The organism is Nocardioides phosphati, assembly GCF_014646375.1.
In the GTDB taxonomy this organism is placed as follows: Bacteria; Actinomycetota; Actinomycetes; order Propionibacteriales; family Nocardioidaceae; genus Nocardioides; species Nocardioides phosphati.
In genome coordinates this window covers 150,512-168,269 of record NZ_BMNI01000005.1, presented here as the reverse complement: position 1 = coordinate 168,269, position 17,758 = coordinate 150,512, and the positions used below count along the sequence as shown (strand labels likewise).

Sequence of the window (17,758 nt, the reverse complement as noted above, 5' to 3'; positions counted from 1 at the left end):
TCAGTCTAGGGACTCGACGGGCGTTTCCAACGTGACAGGCAGCACGGCGAGGCGCGAGGGGTCGGCCACGAGCCTGACGGACGCACCCACGGCCGGCGCGTCGGCGAGTCCGCCCGACGCCACCGCGTCGAGCACGCCCACCCCCTCGACGTCGACCCGGAGGCGGAGCGTCTCGGGCGTGAGCCGCGCCTCCAGCACCCGCCCGCGGAGCGGTCCGTCGGCCGCGACCCGCAGCGCAGAGCGCCGCAGCGCGACCGCACCGTCGTCGGCGCCCGCCCCGAAGGCATCGGCGAGCGCGCTCGGGGCAGGCAGCGTGGCGAGCACCCGGGCGGCCGGCTCCCCCGTCAGCACCGTCGCGTAGCCGAGGAACGCTGCCGCCTCGGCGTCAGCGGGTTGGCGCCACACCTCGTCGAGCGTGCCCTGCTGCACCAGCCGACCGGCACGCAGCAGCGCCATCCGGTCGGCGACGGCGAACGCCTCCTCGTGGTCGTGCGTCACGAAGAGCGCGGTGGTGCCGGCCTCCCGCAGGATCGCGCGGAGGTCGGCGGCGAGGCGCTCGCGCAGGGTCAGGTCGAGGGCGGACAGCGGCTCGTCGAGCAGCAGCAGCCGCGGCGAGGTCGCGAGCGCCCGGGCCAGCGCCACGCGCTGTCGCTCGCCGCCCGAGAGCGTCGCCGGTGAGCGGTCGGCGTAGCCGGTCAGGCCGACCAGCTCGAGCAGCTCGGCCACCCGCGCGCGGCGCGCGCGCCTCGGCGTACGACGGAGGCGGAGGGGGTAGGCCACGTTGTCGCCGACCGTGCGGTGGGCGAAGAGCTGGCCGTCCTGGAAGAGCAGCGCGAAGCCCCTCCGGTACGTCGGCACGCCGGCGAGGTCGCGGCCGTCCCACGTGATCGCCCCGGCCGCGAGCGGCTCCAGGCCGGCGACCGCGCGCAGGAGGGTCGACTTGCCGCAGCCCGACGGGCCGAGCACGGCGAGCACCTCCCCCGGCTGGAGGGTGAGCGAGACGTCGTCGAGCGCGGGCCGCTCGGCACCCGGGTAGGCGACCATGACGTGGGAGAGCACGAGCACCTCAGAAGCCTCCCACGCCCGGAACGCGCAGCCGCTCGACCAGGAGGAGCACCAGCGCGGTCAGCCCGGCGAGCACCAGCGAGGCGGCCAGCGCGATGCCGTAGTGGTGGGCGCCGGGATGGCTGAGCAGGCGGTAGATGAGGACCGGGAGGGTCGGGGCGTCCTCGCGGACCAGGAACGAGGTGGCGCCGAACTCCCCCAGCGACACCGCGAAGGCGAAGCCGGCGGCGGCGAGCAGGGGCTTCCAGACGACGGCGACGTCGATCGTGGCCAGCACCCGCAGCGGCCCGGCGCCGAGCGAGGCGGCCGCCTGGCGCTGGCGGTCGTCGATTCCGGCGAGGACCGGCACGAGCGTGCGGACGACGAGGGGCAGCGCGACCAGCGCCTGCGCGATCGGGACGAGGAGCGGCGAGGTGCGCAGGTCCAGCGGCGGCTCGTCGAGCGTCACGAGGAAGCCGAAGCCGAGGGTCACCGCCGAGACCCCGAGCGGCAGCATGAAGAGGCCGTCGAGCACGGCGCGCATCCGGCGTTCGACGGGGCCGTGCGAGCGGCGGGTGACGAGCAGGGCGATCGCCAGCCCGAGACCGACCGCGAGCCACGTCGCGTCGAGGGCGGTCAGCACCGAGTTGCGCAGCGCCGTCGTGACCGCGATCTGTCCGTCGCCCACGGTGCGCAGTGCACGGACGTTGGCGAGGGACCAGTGGCCGTCGGAGCGGAGCGCGCCCGCCACGAGCGCCGCGAGCGGCACGACGATCAGCGCGACGGCGGCACCCACCAGCGCGAACGCCGGCACATCGGCCGGCCGCGGCCGCCGGGGGGTGACGGGCCGCCGGTCGACCGGGCCGGCGTGGGCCCGCGCGCGATGGGCGAGCGCGAGCAGCACGACCACGACGAGGAGCTGCAGCAGCGAGAGCGCCGCGGCGCCGCGCAGGTCGAAGAGCTCGGTCGTCAGCAGGTAGATCTCGGTCTCGACGGTGGCGTAGCGCAGCCCGCCGAGCACGAGCACCAGACCGAACGCCGTGGCACAGAAGAGGAAGACGACGCTCGCCGCCGAGACGACGGAGCCGCGCAGCGCCGGGAAGGTGACGTCACGCAGCACCCGCAGCGGCCCGGCCCCGAGCGCAGCCGCAGCCTCCGCGGGCCGGGGGTCGAGGCTCTCCCAGGCCGGCCCGACCGTGCGGACGACGACGGCCAGGTTGAAGAAGACCAGCGCCGCGATGATCGCCAGCGGGCTGTCGTGGAGCCCCAGCCCGCCGAGGACCCCGCCGTCGGCGAGCAGGTTGTCGAAGGTCAGGCCGACGACGACCGTCGGCAGCACGAACGGCAGCACGAGCACGAGCCGCAGCAGCCGCCGCCCGGGGAAGCGCAGCCGATACGCGACGTACGCCGCCGGGAGGCCGAGCAGGAGCGTGAGCGCCGTGCCGGCGGCGGCCGACCAGACGGTGAACCAGAGCACCCGCAGGGTGCGCTCGTGGTGGAGCACCGCGAGCGCACCGGAGGCGTCGAACGAGCCGTCGGGCCACAGGCCGAGCCCGAGCATCCCGCTGACCGGCAGCAGGAAGAAGACGCCCAGGACCAGCAGCGGGCCCGCCGCGAGCCCGAGGAGGGCGAGCGACCGGCCCACCCGCGGGCGCGGGGTCAGCGCGTGGTGACGTCGCGCCACTCGGCGAGCCACTCCTGGCGGTGCTCCGCCAGCTCGTCGGCGTCGAAGGTGTAGACGCGGCTCGGCTGGTGGGCGTGGCGCGCCCACGCGTCGGGAAGCGGGGTGCCGGTCGCGACGGGGAACATGTACATGCTGTCGGGCAGCGCGGCCTGGACCTCGGGCGAGACGAGGAAGTCGACCAGCTCGCGGGCGCCGGCGGGGTTGTCGGCGTTGGCCAGGACCCCGGCGTACTCGACCTGCTGGATGCAGGTGTCGAGGAGCGCGGCGGTCGTCGACTCGCCCGTCGCCTTGTCGACGGTGAACGCCGGCGAGGTGTCGTAGGAGACGACCATCGGCCGCTTGCCGCTGCCACCGCCGGCCGTGAAGTCGCCCTCGTAGGCGTCGCTCCACTCCTTGGTGATGTCGGCGCCGTTGGCGACCAGGCGGCTCCAGTAGTCGGGCCACTTGTCGCCGAACTGGTCCATCGTGGCGAGCAGGAAGAGCAGGCCGGTCGTGGAGCCGGTCGCGCCGGGAAGGGCCAGGATGTCCTTGTACTTCGGCAGGGTGAGGTCCTCGAGGGTCTCCGGCGGCTCCACCTTGTGCTGCTGGAACCAGGTGAGGTCGACGTTGACGCAGACCGCGCCGTGGTCGATCGGGGTCAGCATCTTCTTGTCGGCCGCGCCCTTGAGGAGGTACGCCGACGCGCCGTCGGGCAGCTCGGCCTGGTAGTCGGCGAACACCCCCTGCTGCAGGTCGAACGCCGCCGACCCGTTGTCGACGCCGTACGCGACGTCGCCGAGCGGGTGGTCCTTGGTCAGCGCGAGCTGGGTGGGCAGGCCGTCCTCGACCTTGCGGACCTTGAGCTTGAGGCCGGTGTCGCTCTCGAACTTCGCGAGCACCTCGTCGGGGAGCGCGAAGTCGCCGTGCGTCACGAGCGTGACGGTCGAGCCCGGGGTCGGCGCGCCCGTCGGGACCGACTCGGTGCCGGTGCCCTGCGGGTTCTTCTCCTTGCCGGCCAGGCTGCAGCCCGAGAGGACCAGGCTGGTGACGGTCAGGACGGCGCAGCTGCTCAGCGTGAGGCGGCGGGCAAGGCGGGGCATGGAGGCTCCTTCACGAGGTGTCGGCACAGGCTATCGCTGGTCTCCGACAGCGCCGTGCCGGCCTTGAGGGGGCGGCCCGGGCGGCGCATGCTGGAAGGAGGGCGGGCCCACCGCACGAGCCCTCCCGTACTCAGTGGAGATGATCCCGGTGGACACACTCACAGCAGGAACCCGCGCTACCTACGACGTCCTCATGGAGCGGCTCGAACAGGCCGCCTCGACCGACCCCGAGCGCAACGACCCCAGGTCGCGCTACCCGGTCACCGACACCTTCCTCGCCAGCGCCAGCCGGCACGTCAACGCGGCGACGGCCGTCCTCGTGCCCGCGGCACGCAAGCGGCTACCCGACGGCGCCGCCCGCGGCCACGCCTTCATCGCCCAGGTGCGCCGCCTCGAGGCCGCCATGGCCCAGGTGAAGGCGCGCCTGTACGGCTCGACGTACGCGATCGGGCGGACGTGGAGCTCCGTCTGGGATGACGCCCGGATCGAGCTGGAGGCCACGCGCACGCTCGAGGCGGAGCTCTGCCGCGACCTCGACCAGAGGCGCGAGGAGGGCGACCCGGACTGGACCGACAAGCTCTACCGCGCCGAGCTCCACGCGCCGACCCGTCCGCATCCCTTCGTGCCGCACCAGGGGGTCCGTGGACGGCTCGCCCGCGAGGTGGCACTGCGGGTCGACCGCTTCTGGGACATGGCCGAGGGCCGCATGGCACCCGAGCCGGTCCGGCACCACGACCGTGAGCACCAGGGGCGGCTCACGCAGTACCTCCTCGCCGACCCGCACTTCGACGAGGAGGAGCCGGACACTCCCTCGCTCTAGGGGTGAGCCTTCGGGTAGGCGATCTTCACGCACTCCGCGAACGCCGCGGTCGGCCCGTCCGTCCGCGGCTTCGCGGTGAGCTCGCCGAGCATCACCGCGTGCGAGGCACCCGGGGCCTGGTCGAGGCAGGTGCGGGCCTTCGCCCATGCGGCGTCGCGCTCGCCGTACGCCGGCGCCTCCATGCGTACGCCGGCGCGCGCAATGCCGAGCATGTAGTCGTCGAGGTCGAGGCAGGCCTCGAACGCCGCGATCCACTTCTCGGCCTGCTCGGCCGGGATCGAGCGCGGCGCGCTGCGGTAGATCGCGTTGGGGGTGAGGACGCCGATGTTCTTGAGGCCGTCGATGCCGAAGCTCTTCAGCAGGTGGTCGGCGAGGCACGTGGCGGCGGGGGAGCTGACCAGCGGGGCGACCTTGCCGCCCGGGTCGTTCTCCTTGTGGATGCCGCGCGTCAGCTCGATCCTCGCCGTTGGCGTCTGGTCGACCGGCGAGGGGCTCACGACCTCGGCCGGGCTCTCGCTGCCCCCACCGCACCCGGCCAGCGCGAGCACGCCCAGGACGGCCGCGATGGCGGCAGGACGGGCGACGGGACGGCGTACGGCGGAGGGCACGAGCGCGAGCGTAGCCCCCGTTTCGCCACGACGCGTCGTCGTCCGTATACTTCCGGTCGTTGCTTTCGGGCAGCGGCGCCGCCTTAGCTCAGCTGGTAGAGCAGCTCACTCGTAATGAGCAGGTCGTCAGTTCGAATCTGACAGGTGGCTCCACGACGAAGCCCCGTCCACACGGACGGGGCTTCGTGCATTCTGACGGGCTCAGCAGGCTGTGATCAGGTGCCCCTCGCGGCCGCAGAGCCTGTTGTAGCGGTAGTAGATGCCGCTGTCGCCCTGCTTGCCCTCGGCCGCGATCAGCTTCTGGCCGTCCATGCACCCGTTGTACGGCGACGGCAGCATGTTGCGCGGCTGCCAGATGTGGTCGCAGTCGTCGGACCTGTCGTCGAGCGGCGCCTTCACGTCGTACTTGCTCGGCTTGGCGCTGATCGTCATCTGCGCCTCGCCGCTCGGCACCATCGGTGCGGTCGGCATGCCACTGGGCGACGGCGAGTCGCTCTGGTTGGCGAGCCCCTCGGCCGCCTTGGCCAGGTCGGAGTCGGGCGTGACGGCCGTGGTCGCGCTCGGCGTCGGCGCGGCCTCGTTGCTGCCACCGCAGGCGGCGAGCACGAAGACGAGCGGGACCAGGCCGAGAAGACGCATGGCACGAGGATGAACCTCGGGGCGCCTGCGATCAAGCCGGGGGCCGTTGCCGACCGGTCAGCGCTCGGCGACGACGACCTTCGCGCCGTTCGTGAGCGTCAGGCGGTGGCCCCGGAGCGTCACGTCGACGTGCCCGCCCGGGTCGGCGAGCTCGGCGAGGTGGCTGTGCGGCCCGATCGCCGCGGCCGTCGTCGTGGCCTTGGTGCGGACCACGGTGAAGCCGTCGTGCTCCCAGCGGATGTCGAGGGTCATCTGGTTGACGCCGTCGTCCAGCTTGAGGTCACCATCGATGAAGCGGAGGTGCCCCTCCGCCACGTTGTCCGCCCCGAAGCCGGTCATCGACGTCACGGTCCAGGTGCGGAAGGCGATCGGCAGCGGCACGCCGTTCGCGAGGAAGAGGGCTCCGCCGAAGACCGCGCCCGCGAGGAGCACCAGGAGCGCCGCGACCACGACGAGGATCCGCTTCATGGCGCCAGCATCCCGCTCGCGGCATCACCACCGCAGGAGAATCACCGGGCGGGATCAGACCGCTTCGTCCGCGGACCCCACGGCGCGATGGATCGCGCCGAGCTGTGCCTGCATGGCGGGGACGGCGTCGAGCAGCTCGAGTCGCTGCTCGAGCACCTCCAGCAGGCCCTGCACGCTCCGCAGCGTCTCCTCGGTCCGCCCGAGGAGTCCGTCGACGGAGCCCAGCAACCCGTTGACCTGGTCGAGGCGACCGTCCACCGACCCGAGGGTCTGGTCGACCTGACCGAGCATGTCATCGGCTCCACGGAGCGTCCGGTTCGCGCTCTTGAGCAGGTCGGCGACGGGATTCAGCGCCATGTCAGACCAGCCCGATCACGTCGAGCGGCCACGAGAACACCGCCCACAGGAACTGGACGACGCTCTCCAGCGTGAGCGTGCTGGTCGGCCCGGTGCGGTGCGCGTCCATCCAGAACGCGCCGGCGACGACGTACGCCAGGGCGCCCAGCGCCAGGAGGGTGGCGGCGCGGGTCGAGACGATCTCGTCGTCGGTCGCGCTCTCGGTCCGGGAGTCGGTCTTCATGATTACTACCCTACGGTAGTAATGATGAGCACGCTAGCCTCCCTCCGATGACACGTCAGGACGCCCCGCGCAAGCGCCGGCCGTACGCCGCCCGCATGCCGCTCGAGCAGCGGCGTACGGAACTGCTCGACGCGGCGCTGCGCGTCGTGGCGCGTGACGGCTACGACGCGCTGACCGCCCAGGCCATCGCCCACGAGGCCGGGGTGACCAAGCCCGTCCTCTACGGGGCGTTCGCGACGCTCCCGGCGCTGCTCGAGGCCCTGGTCGAGCGCGAGGAGGCGAAGGCGCTCGGGCAGCTGATGTCCGCGCTCCCCCTCGCGATCCTCGGCGACCCGGCGTCGCTCGCCGCGCGCATCACGCGCTCCTGGGCCCGCGCCGTACGCCGGGAGCCGGTCACGTGGCAGCTGATCCTGGCCGGCAGCAGCGCCATGCCCGGCCCCCTCGCCGCCCGGATCGAGGCAGCGCGCTCGCTCCTCCGGACCCAGCTCGCCTCGCTGATCAGCGCGTACGTGCCGGACGACCGCGCCGACCCGGCGATCCTGTCCCGTGCGCTCGTCGCCACGGCCGAGGAGTTCGGCCGGCTGCTGGTCAACAACCCCGACCAGGTCGACGTGGACCGTCTCGCGAGCACCGTGCAGGCGCTCGTGACCGGGGTGGTGCGGCAGAGCCGCAAGCCCTGACCCGGGTCAGCGCGGGTAGAGCTCGACCTCGGCCGCCTTCACCACGAAGACCGCCGGCGCACCGGGCGCCAGGTCCAGCTCGGCGACCGCCTGCGGCGTGACGAGGGCACTGAGGTCGCCCGCGCGCACCCGGACCTGGTCGCCCTGCGGCTCGAGCGCGTCGACGGTGACCGGCCACGCGTTGCGCGGCGACCCGTCGGGGGCCCGCCGGTAGACCGAGACCGCCGACGGCCGGAACGCCGCCACCGCCTCCCCGCCCTCGACCAGCCCGTCGTGGGACCGGCCCGCGACACTCCGCTCCCCCACCAGTACGCCGGACGCCCACCGCCCGGCGAGCAGGTTCAGCCCGGCGACTCGCGCGGCGAAGGCGGAGCGCGGGCGGGTCAGGACCTCCGCGGTGGGACCGTCCTCGACGACGCGGCCGCTCTCGAGCACGACGACGCGGTCGGCGAGGAGCAGCGCGTCGAGCACGTCGTGGATGGCGATCACCGCGGTGCGGTCGCGGAGCACCTCCCGCAGCAGCTGACGCATGGCCGGGCGGGTGTCGACGTCGAGCGCCGCCAGCGGCTCGTCGAGCAGGAGGACCGCGGGCTCGGCCGCGAGCGCGCGAGCCAGGGCGACGCGCTGGGCCTGGCCGCCGGAGAGCTGGGCGGGCTTGCGGGCGGCGAGGTCGGTGCAACCGACGCGGGCGAGCCACGTCCGCGCAGCCTCGGCGGCCGCGGCCCGGCGCGCGCCCTCGGAGCGCGGCCCGAAGCCGACGTTGGCGAGGACGGAGAGGTGCGGGAAGAGCAGCGGGTCCTGCGCAAGGAGCCCGATGCCCCGCTCGTGCGGCGCCACCCAGGTCGTCGCACCAGTGAGGGCACGCTCGCCGACGGCCACGCGCGAGGAGTCGTCACGGAGCGTGCCGGCGATCACCCCGAGCAACGTCGACTTGCCGGAGCCGTTGGGACCCAGCAGCGCCACCGTCTCCCCCGGCTCGATGCGCAGCGCGAGGGCGACGTCGCGCGCCGCGACGTTCGCCTCGACGAGGACGGCCTCGCTGCGGACGGGACGCGCAGTCACAGCCCGCTCCGGTCGCGGCGGGCGACGACGATGACGACGACCGCGACGGCCATCAGCAGCACGGAGAGCGCCACCGCGGCGTCGGGGTCGACCTCGCGCTGGAGGTAGATCTCGAGCGGCAGCGTGCGGGTGACGCCCTGGAGGCTACCGGCGAAGGTGATCGTCGCGCCGAACTCCCCGAGCGCCCGCGCGAAGGCGAGCACCGCACCCGAGAAGAGGCCGGGCAGGACGAGCGGGAGCGTCACGCGCAGCAGCACGCGGGTCGGCGAGGCCCCCAGGGACGCGGCCACGGTCTCGTAGCGCCGGCCGGCCGTGCGCAGCGCGCCCTCGAGGCTCGTGACGAGGAACGGCAGCGCCACGAAGGTCTGCGCCAGCACGACCGCCAGGGTCGAGAACGCCACCTGCACGCCGGCCACCTCAAGTACGTGGCCGAGGAGCCCCCGACGGCCGAACGTCGCCAGCAGCGCGATGCCGGCGACGACCGGCGGCAGCACGAGCGGCAGCAGCACCGCGGCACGCAGCAGCGGCAGGCCGCGGAACGACGAGCGCGCGAGCACGAGCGCCATCGGCGTACCGAGCAGGACGCAGAGGACGGTGCTGGCCACGGCGGTCCGGAGGCTGAGCCCGAGCGCCACCCGGGCGGAGTCGCTCGTCACGAGGCCGGCGAAGTCGCGCCAGGGCACCTCCGCCACCAGCGCCGCCAGCGGCAGCAGCACCAGCACCGCCCCGCCAGCGGCCGGCAGCCATGCCCACCGCGGCAGCGCCGGCTCGCCCGCGCGCACGTCAGGCCCTGCCGAACCCGTACTCGCGGAGAACCCTCTGACCCGCCGGTCCGGTGACGTAGGCGACCCACGCCGCGGCGAGGTCGGCGTCCTTCGCGCCCTCGAGCGACGCGATCGGGTAGGTGTTCGTGGCGTTGACCGCCGCCGGGATCTCGATGCCCTCGACCTTGTCGCCGGCAGCCTTCACGTCCGTGACGTAGACGAGGCCGGCGTCGGCCTCGCCCGACTCCACCTTCCCGAGGACGTCGGCGACCGACTGCTCCTCCGACACCGGCTTCCAGTCGAGCTTCGCGCCGGCCTCGACCAGCGCCGCCGCGGCACCGCACGGCACTTGGGGCGCGCACGTCACCAGCTGTACGCCGGGGCGCGCCAGGTCGTCGAGCCTCGTGACGTGCGCCGGGTTGTCCGGGGGCACCGCGATCTCGAGGGTGTTGGTCGCGAAGTCGGCAGGGTCGACCGCGGCCGCGCCGAGCTTCTCCATGTTCTTCGTGTCCGCCGAGGCGAAGACGTCGGCAGGCGCACCTTGCTCGATCTGGGCGACGAGGTCGGAGGAGCCGGCGTAGTTGAAGTCGACCAGCGTGCCGGGGTGCGCGTCCTCGAAGGTGCTGCCGAGCTGGTCGAAGGCGGGCTTGAGCGAGCTCGCGGCGTACACCGTCAGGCGCTTGGGGTGGCTGTCGTCGACGGCCGGAACGGATGGGTCGCTGCAGGCGGCGAGGCCGGAGCCGAGGAGCGCGACGACGGTGGCGGCGGCGAGGCGGCGCAGGCTCATGCGACTCCTTCATGGGTCTCGACGACCACGTTGGTCGACTTGATGACGGCCGTGGCGAGCGAGCCGCGCTCGAGGCCGAGCTCACGGACCGCCTCACTGCTCATCAACGAGACCACCCGGAAGGGGCCGCACTGGAGCTCGACCTGCGCCATGACCGTGTCGAGGGTGATGTCGGTGACCAGCCCCACGAAGCGGTTGCGGGCCGAGCTGGCGCCGGGGGCCCCGGGCTGCTGGGCCTGCTCGCGCGCGACCATCGCCACCTCGAAGCCGTCGACGACCTTGCGGCCGGCCTCGTCGACGTGGGCCTCGAGCAGCCCCCGCTCGATCCAGCGGCGGACCGTGTCGTCACTGACGCCCAGATGGGCGGCGGCGTCCTTGAGGCGCAGATGCGGCATGCGGCCAGCGTAGAGCACCGCAGATGCGGAAGGAACCCCTCAGCAGGTCAGGTCGCGGCTCGGCGCCTTGCCGTCGATGAGGTACGTCTCGACGGCGTCGTCGACACAGGAGTTGCCCTTGTTGTAGCCGGTGTGGCCGTCGCCGTCGCGCGTGATCAGCACGCCGGAGTCGAGCTGGGAGGCGAGCGCCTGCGCCCAGGCGAGCGGCGTGGCGGGGTCGCGGGTGGTGCCGATGACCACGATCGGGGCGGCGCCCCTGGCGTCGAGGTGCCAGTCGGGCTTCGGAGCACCCTTGCCCGGGCCGAGCGAGCGGCAGCCGAGCATGCCCCACGCGAAGATCCGGCCGAAGGTCGGCGACTCCTTCTCGAAGCGCGGGAAGAGCGCCGGGATCCGGGCCGCGGGCACCGAGGTGGGGTCGTCGTCGCAGTTGATCGCGGCGATCGCCTCGGCGCTGTTGTCCTCGTAGCCGCCGCCGGGCTTGCGCGCGGTGTAGAGGTCGGACCACTGCAGCAGGCCGCTGCCATCGCCGTGGAGCGCCTTCTTCAGTGCATCGTCGAGCGCCGGCCAGAGCTCACGGACGTAGAGCGGCTGGATGATGCCGAGGAACGCCGTGCCGGCGGTCAGCCGCCGGGTGCCGACGACGAGCGGCGTGGTGTCGATGTCGTCGAGGAACGCGCTGATCCGGCGGAGCGCAGCCGCGCGGGTGTCGCCGAGGTAGCAGCCGCCACCCTCGACACAGTGGTCGACGTACGCATCGAGGGCGACCTGGAAGCCGTGGGCCTGGCCCAGCGAGGAGTCGAGCGAGGAGAGCGTCGGGTCGACGGCGCCGTCGAGCACCATCCGGCCGACCCGCTTCGGGAAGAGGTCGGCGTAGGTGGCGCCGAGCTTGGTGCCGTAGGAGAAGCCGAGGTAGTCCATCTTCGCGTTGCCCAGGGCAGCGCGCAGGACGTCCATGTCGCGGGCGGCGTCGTGGGTCGAGAGGTGGCGGAAGAGCTCGCCCGTGCGCCGCTCGCAGCCGGCAGCGAAGGCATCGGCGCGCTTGACGGTGTCGGTGACCTCGCGGGGGTTGTCGGGGTCGGGGTCGGCGGCCATCATCTCGTCGACCTCGCGGTCGCTCAGGCAGTCGACCGGGTCGCTCGCGCCCGTGCCGCGCGGGTCGAAGCCGATCAGGTTGAAGTGCTCGTGGATCGTCGCCGGGAAGTAGGAGCCGACCGGCGCCGCCGCCATGTCGGTGCCGGGAGCACCCGGGCCGCCCGGGTTGACGAGCAGGTCGGGGGCGTTGCGGGAGCCGTCGGCGGCGTTGCGCAGCACCGCGATGCCGATCGTGGCGCCGGTCGGCTTGCGGTAGTCGAGCGGCACCTCGAGGGTCGCGCAGGCGTCGCCGTCGCGACACGTCGACCAGTCGAGCCGCTGGTCGTAGAAGCGCTGGAGACCGGGCCTCGGCGCGGTGCGCGCGCCCTTCTGCTCCGGACGGACCGGCACGGAGGTGCTCGATGCCGTGGGCGAGCCCTGGTCGCCGCCCCGCTCGTCGGCGAGCACCGCCACCGCGATCACCGCGGGGAAGAGCACCGCGAGAACGACGAAGACGATCGGCAGCGCACGCTTCACGCCCGGCCTCCCTCCGGCAGCTTCAGCGCCACCATCATCGACTCCAGCGCGAGCTGCGCCGGGACGTTGAACTCGAGCATCTGCTCCCGCGCCTGGAAGATCGCGTCGATGCGCCGCAGGTCCTGCTCCGGGGTGCTCACCTGCACCAGGCGCTCCAGGTCGGGCCGGAGCTCCTCGTTGACCAGCGCGGCGCCGGAGCCCGTCGCCATCGCGATGGAGTCGCGGTAGACGCTCACCAGGTCCATCAGGGCGCGGTCGACGACATCGAGGATGCGCCGCTTCGCGCGGGTCTTCTGGCCCTTCTCGAGCGCGGCCAGGGCGGGTGAGTACTCCCGCGGACGGCGACCACGCTCGACCACGCCGTACGCCGCGTCGAGGTCGACCTTCTCGCGCTTGTCGAGCTCGCCGGTGATCGCGTCGGCCTCGGCCTTGGCCGCGGCGTGGAGCCGGTCGGCGGCCTGCATGCAGGCACCGAGCGAGGTGAGCCGGGCGGGGATCGCGACGATCTCGCGGCGCCGGTTGCGGACGTGCTCATCCTTCGCCAGGGCGCGAGCCCGGCCGATGTGGCCCTGGCTGTGGCGGGCGGCGTACTCCGCGAGGGACTCCTGGACGCCCATCGTGCGCACGAGGAACGCCGCGACGTCGGCCGGCGCGGGCGTGGTCAGCGTGACGAGGCGGCAGCGCGAGCGGATCGTGGTCAGGACGTCCTCGACGGTGGGCGCGCAGAGCATCCAGACCGTGCGCGGGGTGGGCTCCTCGATCGCCTTGAGCAGGGCGTTGCAGGCCTGGTCGGTGAGGCGGTCGGCGTCCTCGACGACGAGGATCTGCCAGCGCTTGCCGACCGGGCTCAGCCCCGAGCGGCGGACGATGTCTCGGACCTCGTCGACACCGATCGAGAGCTTCTCGGTGCGGACGACGGAGACGTCGGCGTGGGAGCCGGCCATCACCGTGTGGCAGGCGTGGCACGTGCCGCAGCCGCCCTCCTCGCACTGCAGCGCCGCGGCGAAGGCGACCGCTGCGTTGGAGCGGCCCGACCCGGGCGGGCCGGTGAAGAGCCAGGCATGGCTCATGCCCTGGCCCCGGGCCGCGCGCGACAGCGCGGTGATGGCCGCACGCTGGCCGACGAGGTGGTCCCAGATGCCGCCGGAGCGCTGGTCGACGGAGGCGGTGGTCATGCGGTCACCAGCATCGCGGCGACGCGCGCGCGGATCACGGCGTGGATCTCCTCGATCGAGCCGCGGGCGTCGACGACGAGGTAGTGGTCGGGGTCTGCGGCAGCCATCGCCAGGAAGGCCTCGCGCACGCGCTGGTGGAACTCCAGCGACTCCCCCTCGATGCGGTCGCGCTCCTCGAACCGGCCCAGCCCGGCCTGCGGCGCCAGGTCGAGGACGACGGTCAGGTGCGGTCGCAGGTCACGCGTCGCCCAGCGGTTGACCGCCTCGACCTCGGCGACCGCCTCGGTGCGCCCGGCGCCCTGGTAGGCCAGCGCGGAGTCGACGTAGCGGTCGGTGATCACGACGCGGCCCGCGCGGAGGGCCGGCAGGACGACGGTGTCGACGTGCTCGGCCTTGTCGGCGGCGTAGAGCAGCACCTCGGTGCGGTTGCTCAGCTCGCCGGTCTCGGGGCTCAGCACGATCTGGCGGATCCGCTTGCCGACCTCGGTGTCGCCCGGCTCGAAGGTCAGGACGACCTCGTGACCGTCGGCCTCGAGCCACTGCTGCAGCAGGCGCGACTGCGTCGACTTGCCGCCGCCCTCGCCGCCCTCGAAGCAGACGAAGAGGCCGGTGTCGGAGAAGGCGCCCGTGCTCACGTCGTACACCTTAGGGCTGGGCACCCACGGTCCGGCCGGGCGATCATCCCCGGCGGGGTCCGGGTCATGGTCGCGCGGCGACCGCGGGCCGAGACTCGAGGTGTCACCCACCCCAGAGGAGGCCCGTCATGGGCGCAGCGGATCGGTTCAACGAGACCGGCTTCAGCCGGTGGATCAACAGCGGCGCAGGACGGGCCTTCCGTCTCGCCGCCGGCACGGCCTTCCTGGTCACCGGGTTCGCGCTGCGCGACTCGACGCTCGGGATCGTCCTGATGGCGTGGAGCGTGGTGCCGCTGTCGGCGGGCGCCTTCAACCTCTGCTGGATCAGCGCGGTGCTCGGCGGCCCGGTCCGGAGCCGGGAGATCTGCGCCGCACGGAGGGCACCCGCGCCGCTGTGAGGCGGGTGGCCCTCACGCGGGGTCAGTGCGCCGGGCCGTGGCCCCAGGTGCCGTAGGTCGCGTAGACGTAGACGAGCACGAAGACGAGCTGCCACGGCAGCGCGAGCAGGTAGCCGAAGCAGAGCGGGCGGACCCGCTTCCAGAACGCCAGCGTGAGCACGACGGGGACGCTCGCGAGCAGCACCCACCAGAGCACCGGCCACACGGCGTACGACGGGAGCAGGTCGGTGCGGCCCGCCTTGGCGACGAGGCCCTCGCCGTAGCCGAAGCCGGCCCCGCCACCGGCGGCGAGGCCGAGCAGGAACAGCGTGAGCGTCAGCAGGCCGCGGCCGGTGGCGCGGGCGCTGCGGGCGATCTTCCCGCCGGCAGGTGCCGACGGGGGCGAGGTCGCGGCAGCCGGGTCCTCGACGAGCACGCGGTGGAGGAAGTCGTCGTCGATCGGCGGGACCTTGGCGACGACCTCGTCAGCAGCGGCGGGATCGAGCTGCTCCTGGATGCTCATACGAGGATGGTGCACCCGGAGCAGCCCGAATCCCGGGAGGCGCTACGACTTCTTCGCAGCGGCCTTCGTCGTCTTCTTCGCGGCGCTCTTCGTGGCAGTGGTCTTCTTGGCCGCTGCCTTCTTCGCGGTCGCCTTCTTGGCCGGGGCCTTCTTGGCGGTCGCCTTCTTGGTGGCCTTCTTCGCCGGGCCCTTGGCACGACGCTCGGCGAGCAGCTCGGCTGCACGCTCGATCGTCATCGACTCGATCGTGTCGTCCTTGCGCAGCGTCGCGTTGTACTCGCCGTCGGTCACGTAGTCGCCGAAGCGGCCCGACTTGATGACGACAGGCTGGCCCGAGACCGGGTCCGGACCCAGCTCCTTGAGCGGCGGCGCCGCGGCCGCACGGCCACGCTGCTTCGGCTGGGCGTAGATCGCCTGCGCCTCCTCGAGCGTGATCGTCAGCAGCTGGGTCTCCGACGCGATCGTGCGGGAGTCGGTGCCCTTCTTGAGGTACGGGCCGTAGCGGCCGTTCTGCGCGGTGATCTCCTCGCCGTCGGTGTCGACACCGACGACCCGCGGCAGGGAGAGGAGCTTGATGGCGTCCTCGAGCGTGATCGTGTCGAGCGACATGTCCTTGAAGAGCGAGCCGGTGCGCGCCTTGACGGCGTTCTTGCCGGTCTTGGGCGCGTCCTCGGGCAGGACCTCGGTGACGTAGGGGCCGAAGCGGCCGTTCTTCGCCACGACCTGCAGGCCGGTGTCGGGGTGGACGCCCAGCTCGATCTCGGCGCCGGCCGGGTTGGCGAAGAGCTCGCGCGCCTTGGCCGCGGTGAGCTCGTCGGGCGGCAGGTCGTCAGGGACGTTGGCGCGCATCGGGGCACCGTCGGCGTCACCCTCCGGGCCCTCGATGTAGGGGCCGTAGCGGCCGACGCGGAGCACGATGCCGTCGGCCGGGTCGCCGACGGGGAACGTCGCGAGCGCCTTGGCGTCGATGTCGCCCAGGCCCTCGACGAGCGGCTTCACGCCGACCTTGGAGTCGGAGCCGAAGTAGAACTCGCGCAGCTCCACGATCTTGTTGCGCTCGCCACGGGCGATGCCGTCGAGGACCTCCTCGAGGGAGGCCGTGAAGTCGTAGTCGATGAGGCGGGTGAAGTGCTCCTCGAGCAGCCGCACGACCGAGAACGCGATCCAGGCCGGCACCAGCGCCGTGCCCTTCTTGTAGACGTAGCCGCGGTTGATGATCGTCGAGATGATGCTCGCGTACGTCGACGGGCGACCGATCTCCCGGTCCTCGAGCTCCTTGATCAGCGTCGCCTCGGTGAACCGCGACGGGGGCTTGGTCTCGTGGCCGGCCGCGCTCAGGCTCGCGGCCGAGACCGCAGCGCCCTCGGTCAGGTTGGGCAGCCGCGTCTCGGCGTCGTCCTTGGTGGCGTCGTTGTCGGTGCCCTCGACGTACGCCTTGAGGAAGCCGTGGAAGGTGATCGTGCGGCCGGATGCCGAGAAGAGGACGTCGCGGCCGTCGGAGGCGGTGCCGCCGAGGCGGACCGAGACGGTGTTGCCGACCGCGTCCTTCATCTGCGAGGCGACCGTGCGCATCCAGATCAGCTCGTAGAGCCGGAACTGGTCGCCGGACAGGCCGGTCTGCGCCGGGGTGCGGAAGTGCTCGCCGGCGGGGCGGATCGCCTCGTGCGCCTCCTGGGCGTTCTTGACCTTCGACGCGTAGACGCGGGGACGGTCGGGGAGGTACTCCGCGCCGTACAGCTCGCGGACCTGCTCGCGGGCCGCGCCGACGGCGGCGTCGCTGAGGGTCGTGGAGTCGGTACGCATGTAGGTGATGTAGCCGCCCTCGTAGAGGCGCTGCGCCACGCTCATCGCGACCTGCGCGGTCATGCCGAGCTTGCGGCTCGCCTCCTGCTGCAGCGTCGTGGTGCGGAACGGCGCGTAGGGGCTCCGCTTGTAGGGCTTCGACTCGACGCTGCGCACCGTGAAGGAGGTGTCGGCGAGCGCGCCGACGAGCGCCTCGGCGGCCCTGCGGTCGAGGTGGGCGACGCCCGTCTTCGTCGCGGAGGCGGTCAGCTGGGCGTTGGTGTCGAAGTCGGAGCCGCGGGCGATGCGGGCACCGTCGATCGAGTGGATCTTGGCGGGGAACATCCGCTGGTCGTGGGCCGAGCCGGCGTCGAAGGTGCCCTCGAGGTCCCAGTAGGAGGCGACCTTGAAGGCCATCCGCTCCTTCTCGCGGTCGACCACGAGGCGCGTCGCGACGGACTGGACGCGGCCGGCGGAGAGACCGCTCTGGACCTTGCGCCACAGGACCGGCGAGATCTCGTAGCCGTAGAGGCGGTCGAGGATGCGGCGGGTCTCCTGCGCCTCGACCAGGTCGTCGTTGATGTGGCGCGGGTTCGCGACCGCCGCGAGGATCGCCGGCTTGGTGATCTCGTGGAAGACCATCCGGTGGACGGGGACGTCCTTCTTCGGCTTCAGCTCCTCGAGGAGGTGCCAGGCGATCGCCTCGCCCTCGCGGTCCTCATCGGTGGCGAGGAAGAGCTCGTCGGCGTCCTTCAGCAGCGACTTGAGCTTGGTCATGTGGGCCTTCTTGTCCCGCGGCACCACGTAGTACGGCGTGAACTCGCCGTCGACGTCGATGCCCAGGCGGCCCCAGGGCTTGTCCTTGATCTTCGCCGGGATCTCCGCGGCGTTGTTGGGGAGGTCGCGGATGTGGCCGATCGAGGACTCGACGACATAGCCCGGACCGAGGTACCCACCGATGGTGCGGGCCTTGGCCGGGGACTCGACGATGACCAGCTTGTGTCCCACGCGCTCAGCTCTCCCTGCTGTTTGGTGGCACCTCACCTTG

The 17,758-nt window shown here is 72.8% G+C and carries 20 protein-coding genes and 1 tRNA gene; 4 read left to right on the top strand and 17 right to left on the bottom strand.

The features are described from left to right. Genes IEX47_RS11790 through IEX47_RS11780 form a run of 3 tightly spaced genes read right to left on the bottom strand, consistent with a single transcriptional unit; the run spans position 1 to position 3,807 of the window. On the bottom strand, positions 1 to 1,065 hold the full coding sequence (locus tag IEX47_RS11790; protein ID WP_229662831.1) for an ABC transporter ATP-binding protein: 1,065 nt from the start codon (positions 1,063 to 1,065) through the stop codon (positions 1 to 3). A 1-nt stretch (position 1,066) separates the two neighbouring features. Beyond that, positions 1,067 to 2,728: an ABC transporter permease gene (locus IEX47_RS11785; RefSeq protein WP_229662830.1), complete on the bottom strand. Its 1,662-nt coding sequence runs from the start codon at positions 2,726 to 2,728 to the stop codon at positions 1,067 to 1,069. Continuing rightward, a complete protein-coding gene (locus IEX47_RS11780) occupies positions 2,704 to 3,807 on the bottom strand; it encodes a thiamine ABC transporter substrate-binding protein (RefSeq protein ID WP_188784199.1) in 1,104 nt (367 codons plus the stop codon). Before IEX47_RS11780 ends, IEX47_RS11785 begins: the two co-directional genes overlap by 25 nt. Before the next feature lie 148 nt (positions 3,808 to 3,955). Here IEX47_RS11780 and IEX47_RS11775 point away from each other — a divergent pair, with 148 nt between their 5' ends. Then, entirely contained in the window at positions 3,956 to 4,627 is a 672-nt protein-coding gene (locus IEX47_RS11775; protein WP_188784198.1) for a hypothetical protein, read from the top strand. Here IEX47_RS11775 and IEX47_RS11770 read toward each other — a convergent pair. After that, positions 4,624 to 5,235 (bottom strand): hypothetical protein, encoded by a 612-nt coding sequence (locus IEX47_RS11770; RefSeq protein WP_188784197.1) that lies wholly within the window; start codon positions 5,233 to 5,235, stop codon positions 4,624 to 4,626. The two genes, IEX47_RS11775 and IEX47_RS11770, sit on opposite strands and share 4 nt — an antisense overlap. A gap of 77 nt (positions 5,236 to 5,312) precedes the next feature. On the opposite strand from IEX47_RS11770, the gene IEX47_RS11765 reads away from it, so the two are divergent. Continuing rightward, positions 5,313 to 5,388: transfer RNA gene (locus IEX47_RS11765), tRNA-Thr, on the top strand. 48 nt (positions 5,389 to 5,436) lie between these two features. Here the strand turns inward: IEX47_RS11765 and IEX47_RS11760 are convergent. Genes IEX47_RS11760 through IEX47_RS11745 form a run of 4 tightly spaced genes read right to left on the bottom strand, consistent with a single transcriptional unit; the run spans position 5,437 to position 6,922 of the window. Next, positions 5,437 to 5,874: a hypothetical protein gene (locus tag IEX47_RS11760; RefSeq protein ID WP_188784196.1), complete on the bottom strand. Its 438-nt coding sequence runs from the start codon at positions 5,872 to 5,874 to the stop codon at positions 5,437 to 5,439. A gap of 57 nt (positions 5,875 to 5,931) precedes the next feature. Next, the gene (locus IEX47_RS11755) at positions 5,932 to 6,342 is read right to left on the bottom strand and encodes a hypothetical protein (RefSeq protein WP_188784195.1); all 411 of its coding nucleotides are present in this window, start codon (positions 6,340 to 6,342) and stop codon (positions 5,932 to 5,934) included. Between the two features lie 54 nt (positions 6,343 to 6,396). Beyond that, the gene (locus IEX47_RS11750) at positions 6,397 to 6,699 is read right to left on the bottom strand and encodes a hypothetical protein (protein ID WP_188784194.1); all 303 of its coding nucleotides are present in this window, start codon (positions 6,697 to 6,699) and stop codon (positions 6,397 to 6,399) included. Between the two features lies 1 nt (position 6,700). Beyond that, positions 6,701 to 6,922, bottom strand: a complete 222-nt coding sequence (locus tag IEX47_RS11745; protein ID WP_188784193.1) for a hypothetical protein — start codon at positions 6,920 to 6,922, stop codon at positions 6,701 to 6,703. Between the two features lie 47 nt (positions 6,923 to 6,969). On the opposite strand from IEX47_RS11745, the gene IEX47_RS11740 reads away from it, so the two are divergent. Beyond that, on the top strand, positions 6,970 to 7,602 hold the full coding sequence (locus tag IEX47_RS11740) for a TetR/AcrR family transcriptional regulator (RefSeq protein ID WP_188784192.1): 633 nt from the start codon (positions 6,970 to 6,972) through the stop codon (positions 7,600 to 7,602). Positions 7,603 to 7,608: 6 nt separating this feature from the next. Here IEX47_RS11740 and IEX47_RS11735 read toward each other — a convergent pair whose 3' ends face one another. From IEX47_RS11735 to tmk, 7 genes are read right to left on the bottom strand one after another with little or no spacing between them, the layout of a single operon-like run. After that, positions 7,609 to 8,664, bottom strand: a complete 1,056-nt coding sequence (locus IEX47_RS11735) for a sulfate/molybdate ABC transporter ATP-binding protein (protein WP_188784191.1) — start codon at positions 8,662 to 8,664, stop codon at positions 7,609 to 7,611. After that, positions 8,661 to 9,446, bottom strand: a complete 786-nt coding sequence (locus IEX47_RS11730) for an ABC transporter permease (protein WP_188784190.1) — start codon at positions 9,444 to 9,446, stop codon at positions 8,661 to 8,663. The genes IEX47_RS11735 and IEX47_RS11730 overlap by 4 nt, the downstream gene beginning before the upstream one ends. A gap of 1 nt (position 9,447) precedes the next feature. Then, positions 9,448 to 10,215 carry a molybdate ABC transporter substrate-binding protein gene (gene modA / locus IEX47_RS11725; RefSeq protein ID WP_188784189.1) on the bottom strand — a complete coding sequence of 256 codons (768 nt, stop codon included), beginning with the start codon at positions 10,213 to 10,215 and terminating at the stop codon, positions 9,448 to 9,450. Beyond that, complete coding sequence (locus tag IEX47_RS11720) at positions 10,212 to 10,610, bottom strand: TOBE domain-containing protein (protein WP_188784188.1); 399 nt, start codon at positions 10,608 to 10,610, stop codon at positions 10,212 to 10,214. The genes modA and IEX47_RS11720 overlap by 4 nt, the downstream gene beginning before the upstream one ends. Positions 10,611 to 10,649: 39 nt before the next feature. Then, entirely contained in the window at positions 10,650 to 12,218 is a 1,569-nt protein-coding gene (locus tag IEX47_RS11715) for an alpha/beta hydrolase (RefSeq protein ID WP_188784187.1), read from the bottom strand. Continuing rightward, positions 12,215 to 13,393 (bottom strand): DNA polymerase III subunit delta', encoded by a 1,179-nt coding sequence (locus IEX47_RS11710; protein WP_188784186.1) that lies wholly within the window; start codon positions 13,391 to 13,393, stop codon positions 12,215 to 12,217. Before IEX47_RS11710 ends, IEX47_RS11715 begins: the two co-directional genes overlap by 4 nt. Next, the gene (gene tmk, locus IEX47_RS11705) at positions 13,390 to 14,028 is read right to left on the bottom strand and encodes a dTMP kinase (protein WP_188784185.1); all 639 of its coding nucleotides are present in this window, start codon (positions 14,026 to 14,028) and stop codon (positions 13,390 to 13,392) included. The genes IEX47_RS11710 and tmk overlap by 4 nt, the downstream gene beginning before the upstream one ends. Positions 14,029 to 14,156: 128 nt before the next feature. Between tmk and IEX47_RS11700 the strand changes: the two genes are divergently transcribed. Beyond that, positions 14,157 to 14,426: a hypothetical protein gene (locus tag IEX47_RS11700; RefSeq protein ID WP_188784184.1), complete on the top strand. Its 270-nt coding sequence runs from the start codon at positions 14,157 to 14,159 to the stop codon at positions 14,424 to 14,426. A 22-nt stretch (positions 14,427 to 14,448) separates the two neighbouring features. Here IEX47_RS11700 and IEX47_RS11695 read toward each other — a convergent pair whose 3' ends face one another. Together IEX47_RS11695 and topA are read right to left on the bottom strand one after the other, a co-directional pair. Continuing rightward, on the bottom strand, positions 14,449 to 14,928 hold the full coding sequence (locus IEX47_RS11695; RefSeq protein ID WP_188784183.1) for a hypothetical protein: 480 nt from the start codon (positions 14,926 to 14,928) through the stop codon (positions 14,449 to 14,451). A gap of 42 nt (positions 14,929 to 14,970) precedes the next feature. Then, positions 14,971 to 17,718, bottom strand: a complete 2,748-nt coding sequence (gene topA / locus IEX47_RS11690; protein WP_188784182.1) for a type I DNA topoisomerase — start codon at positions 17,716 to 17,718, stop codon at positions 14,971 to 14,973. Between the last annotated feature and the right edge of the window lie 40 nt (positions 17,719 to 17,758).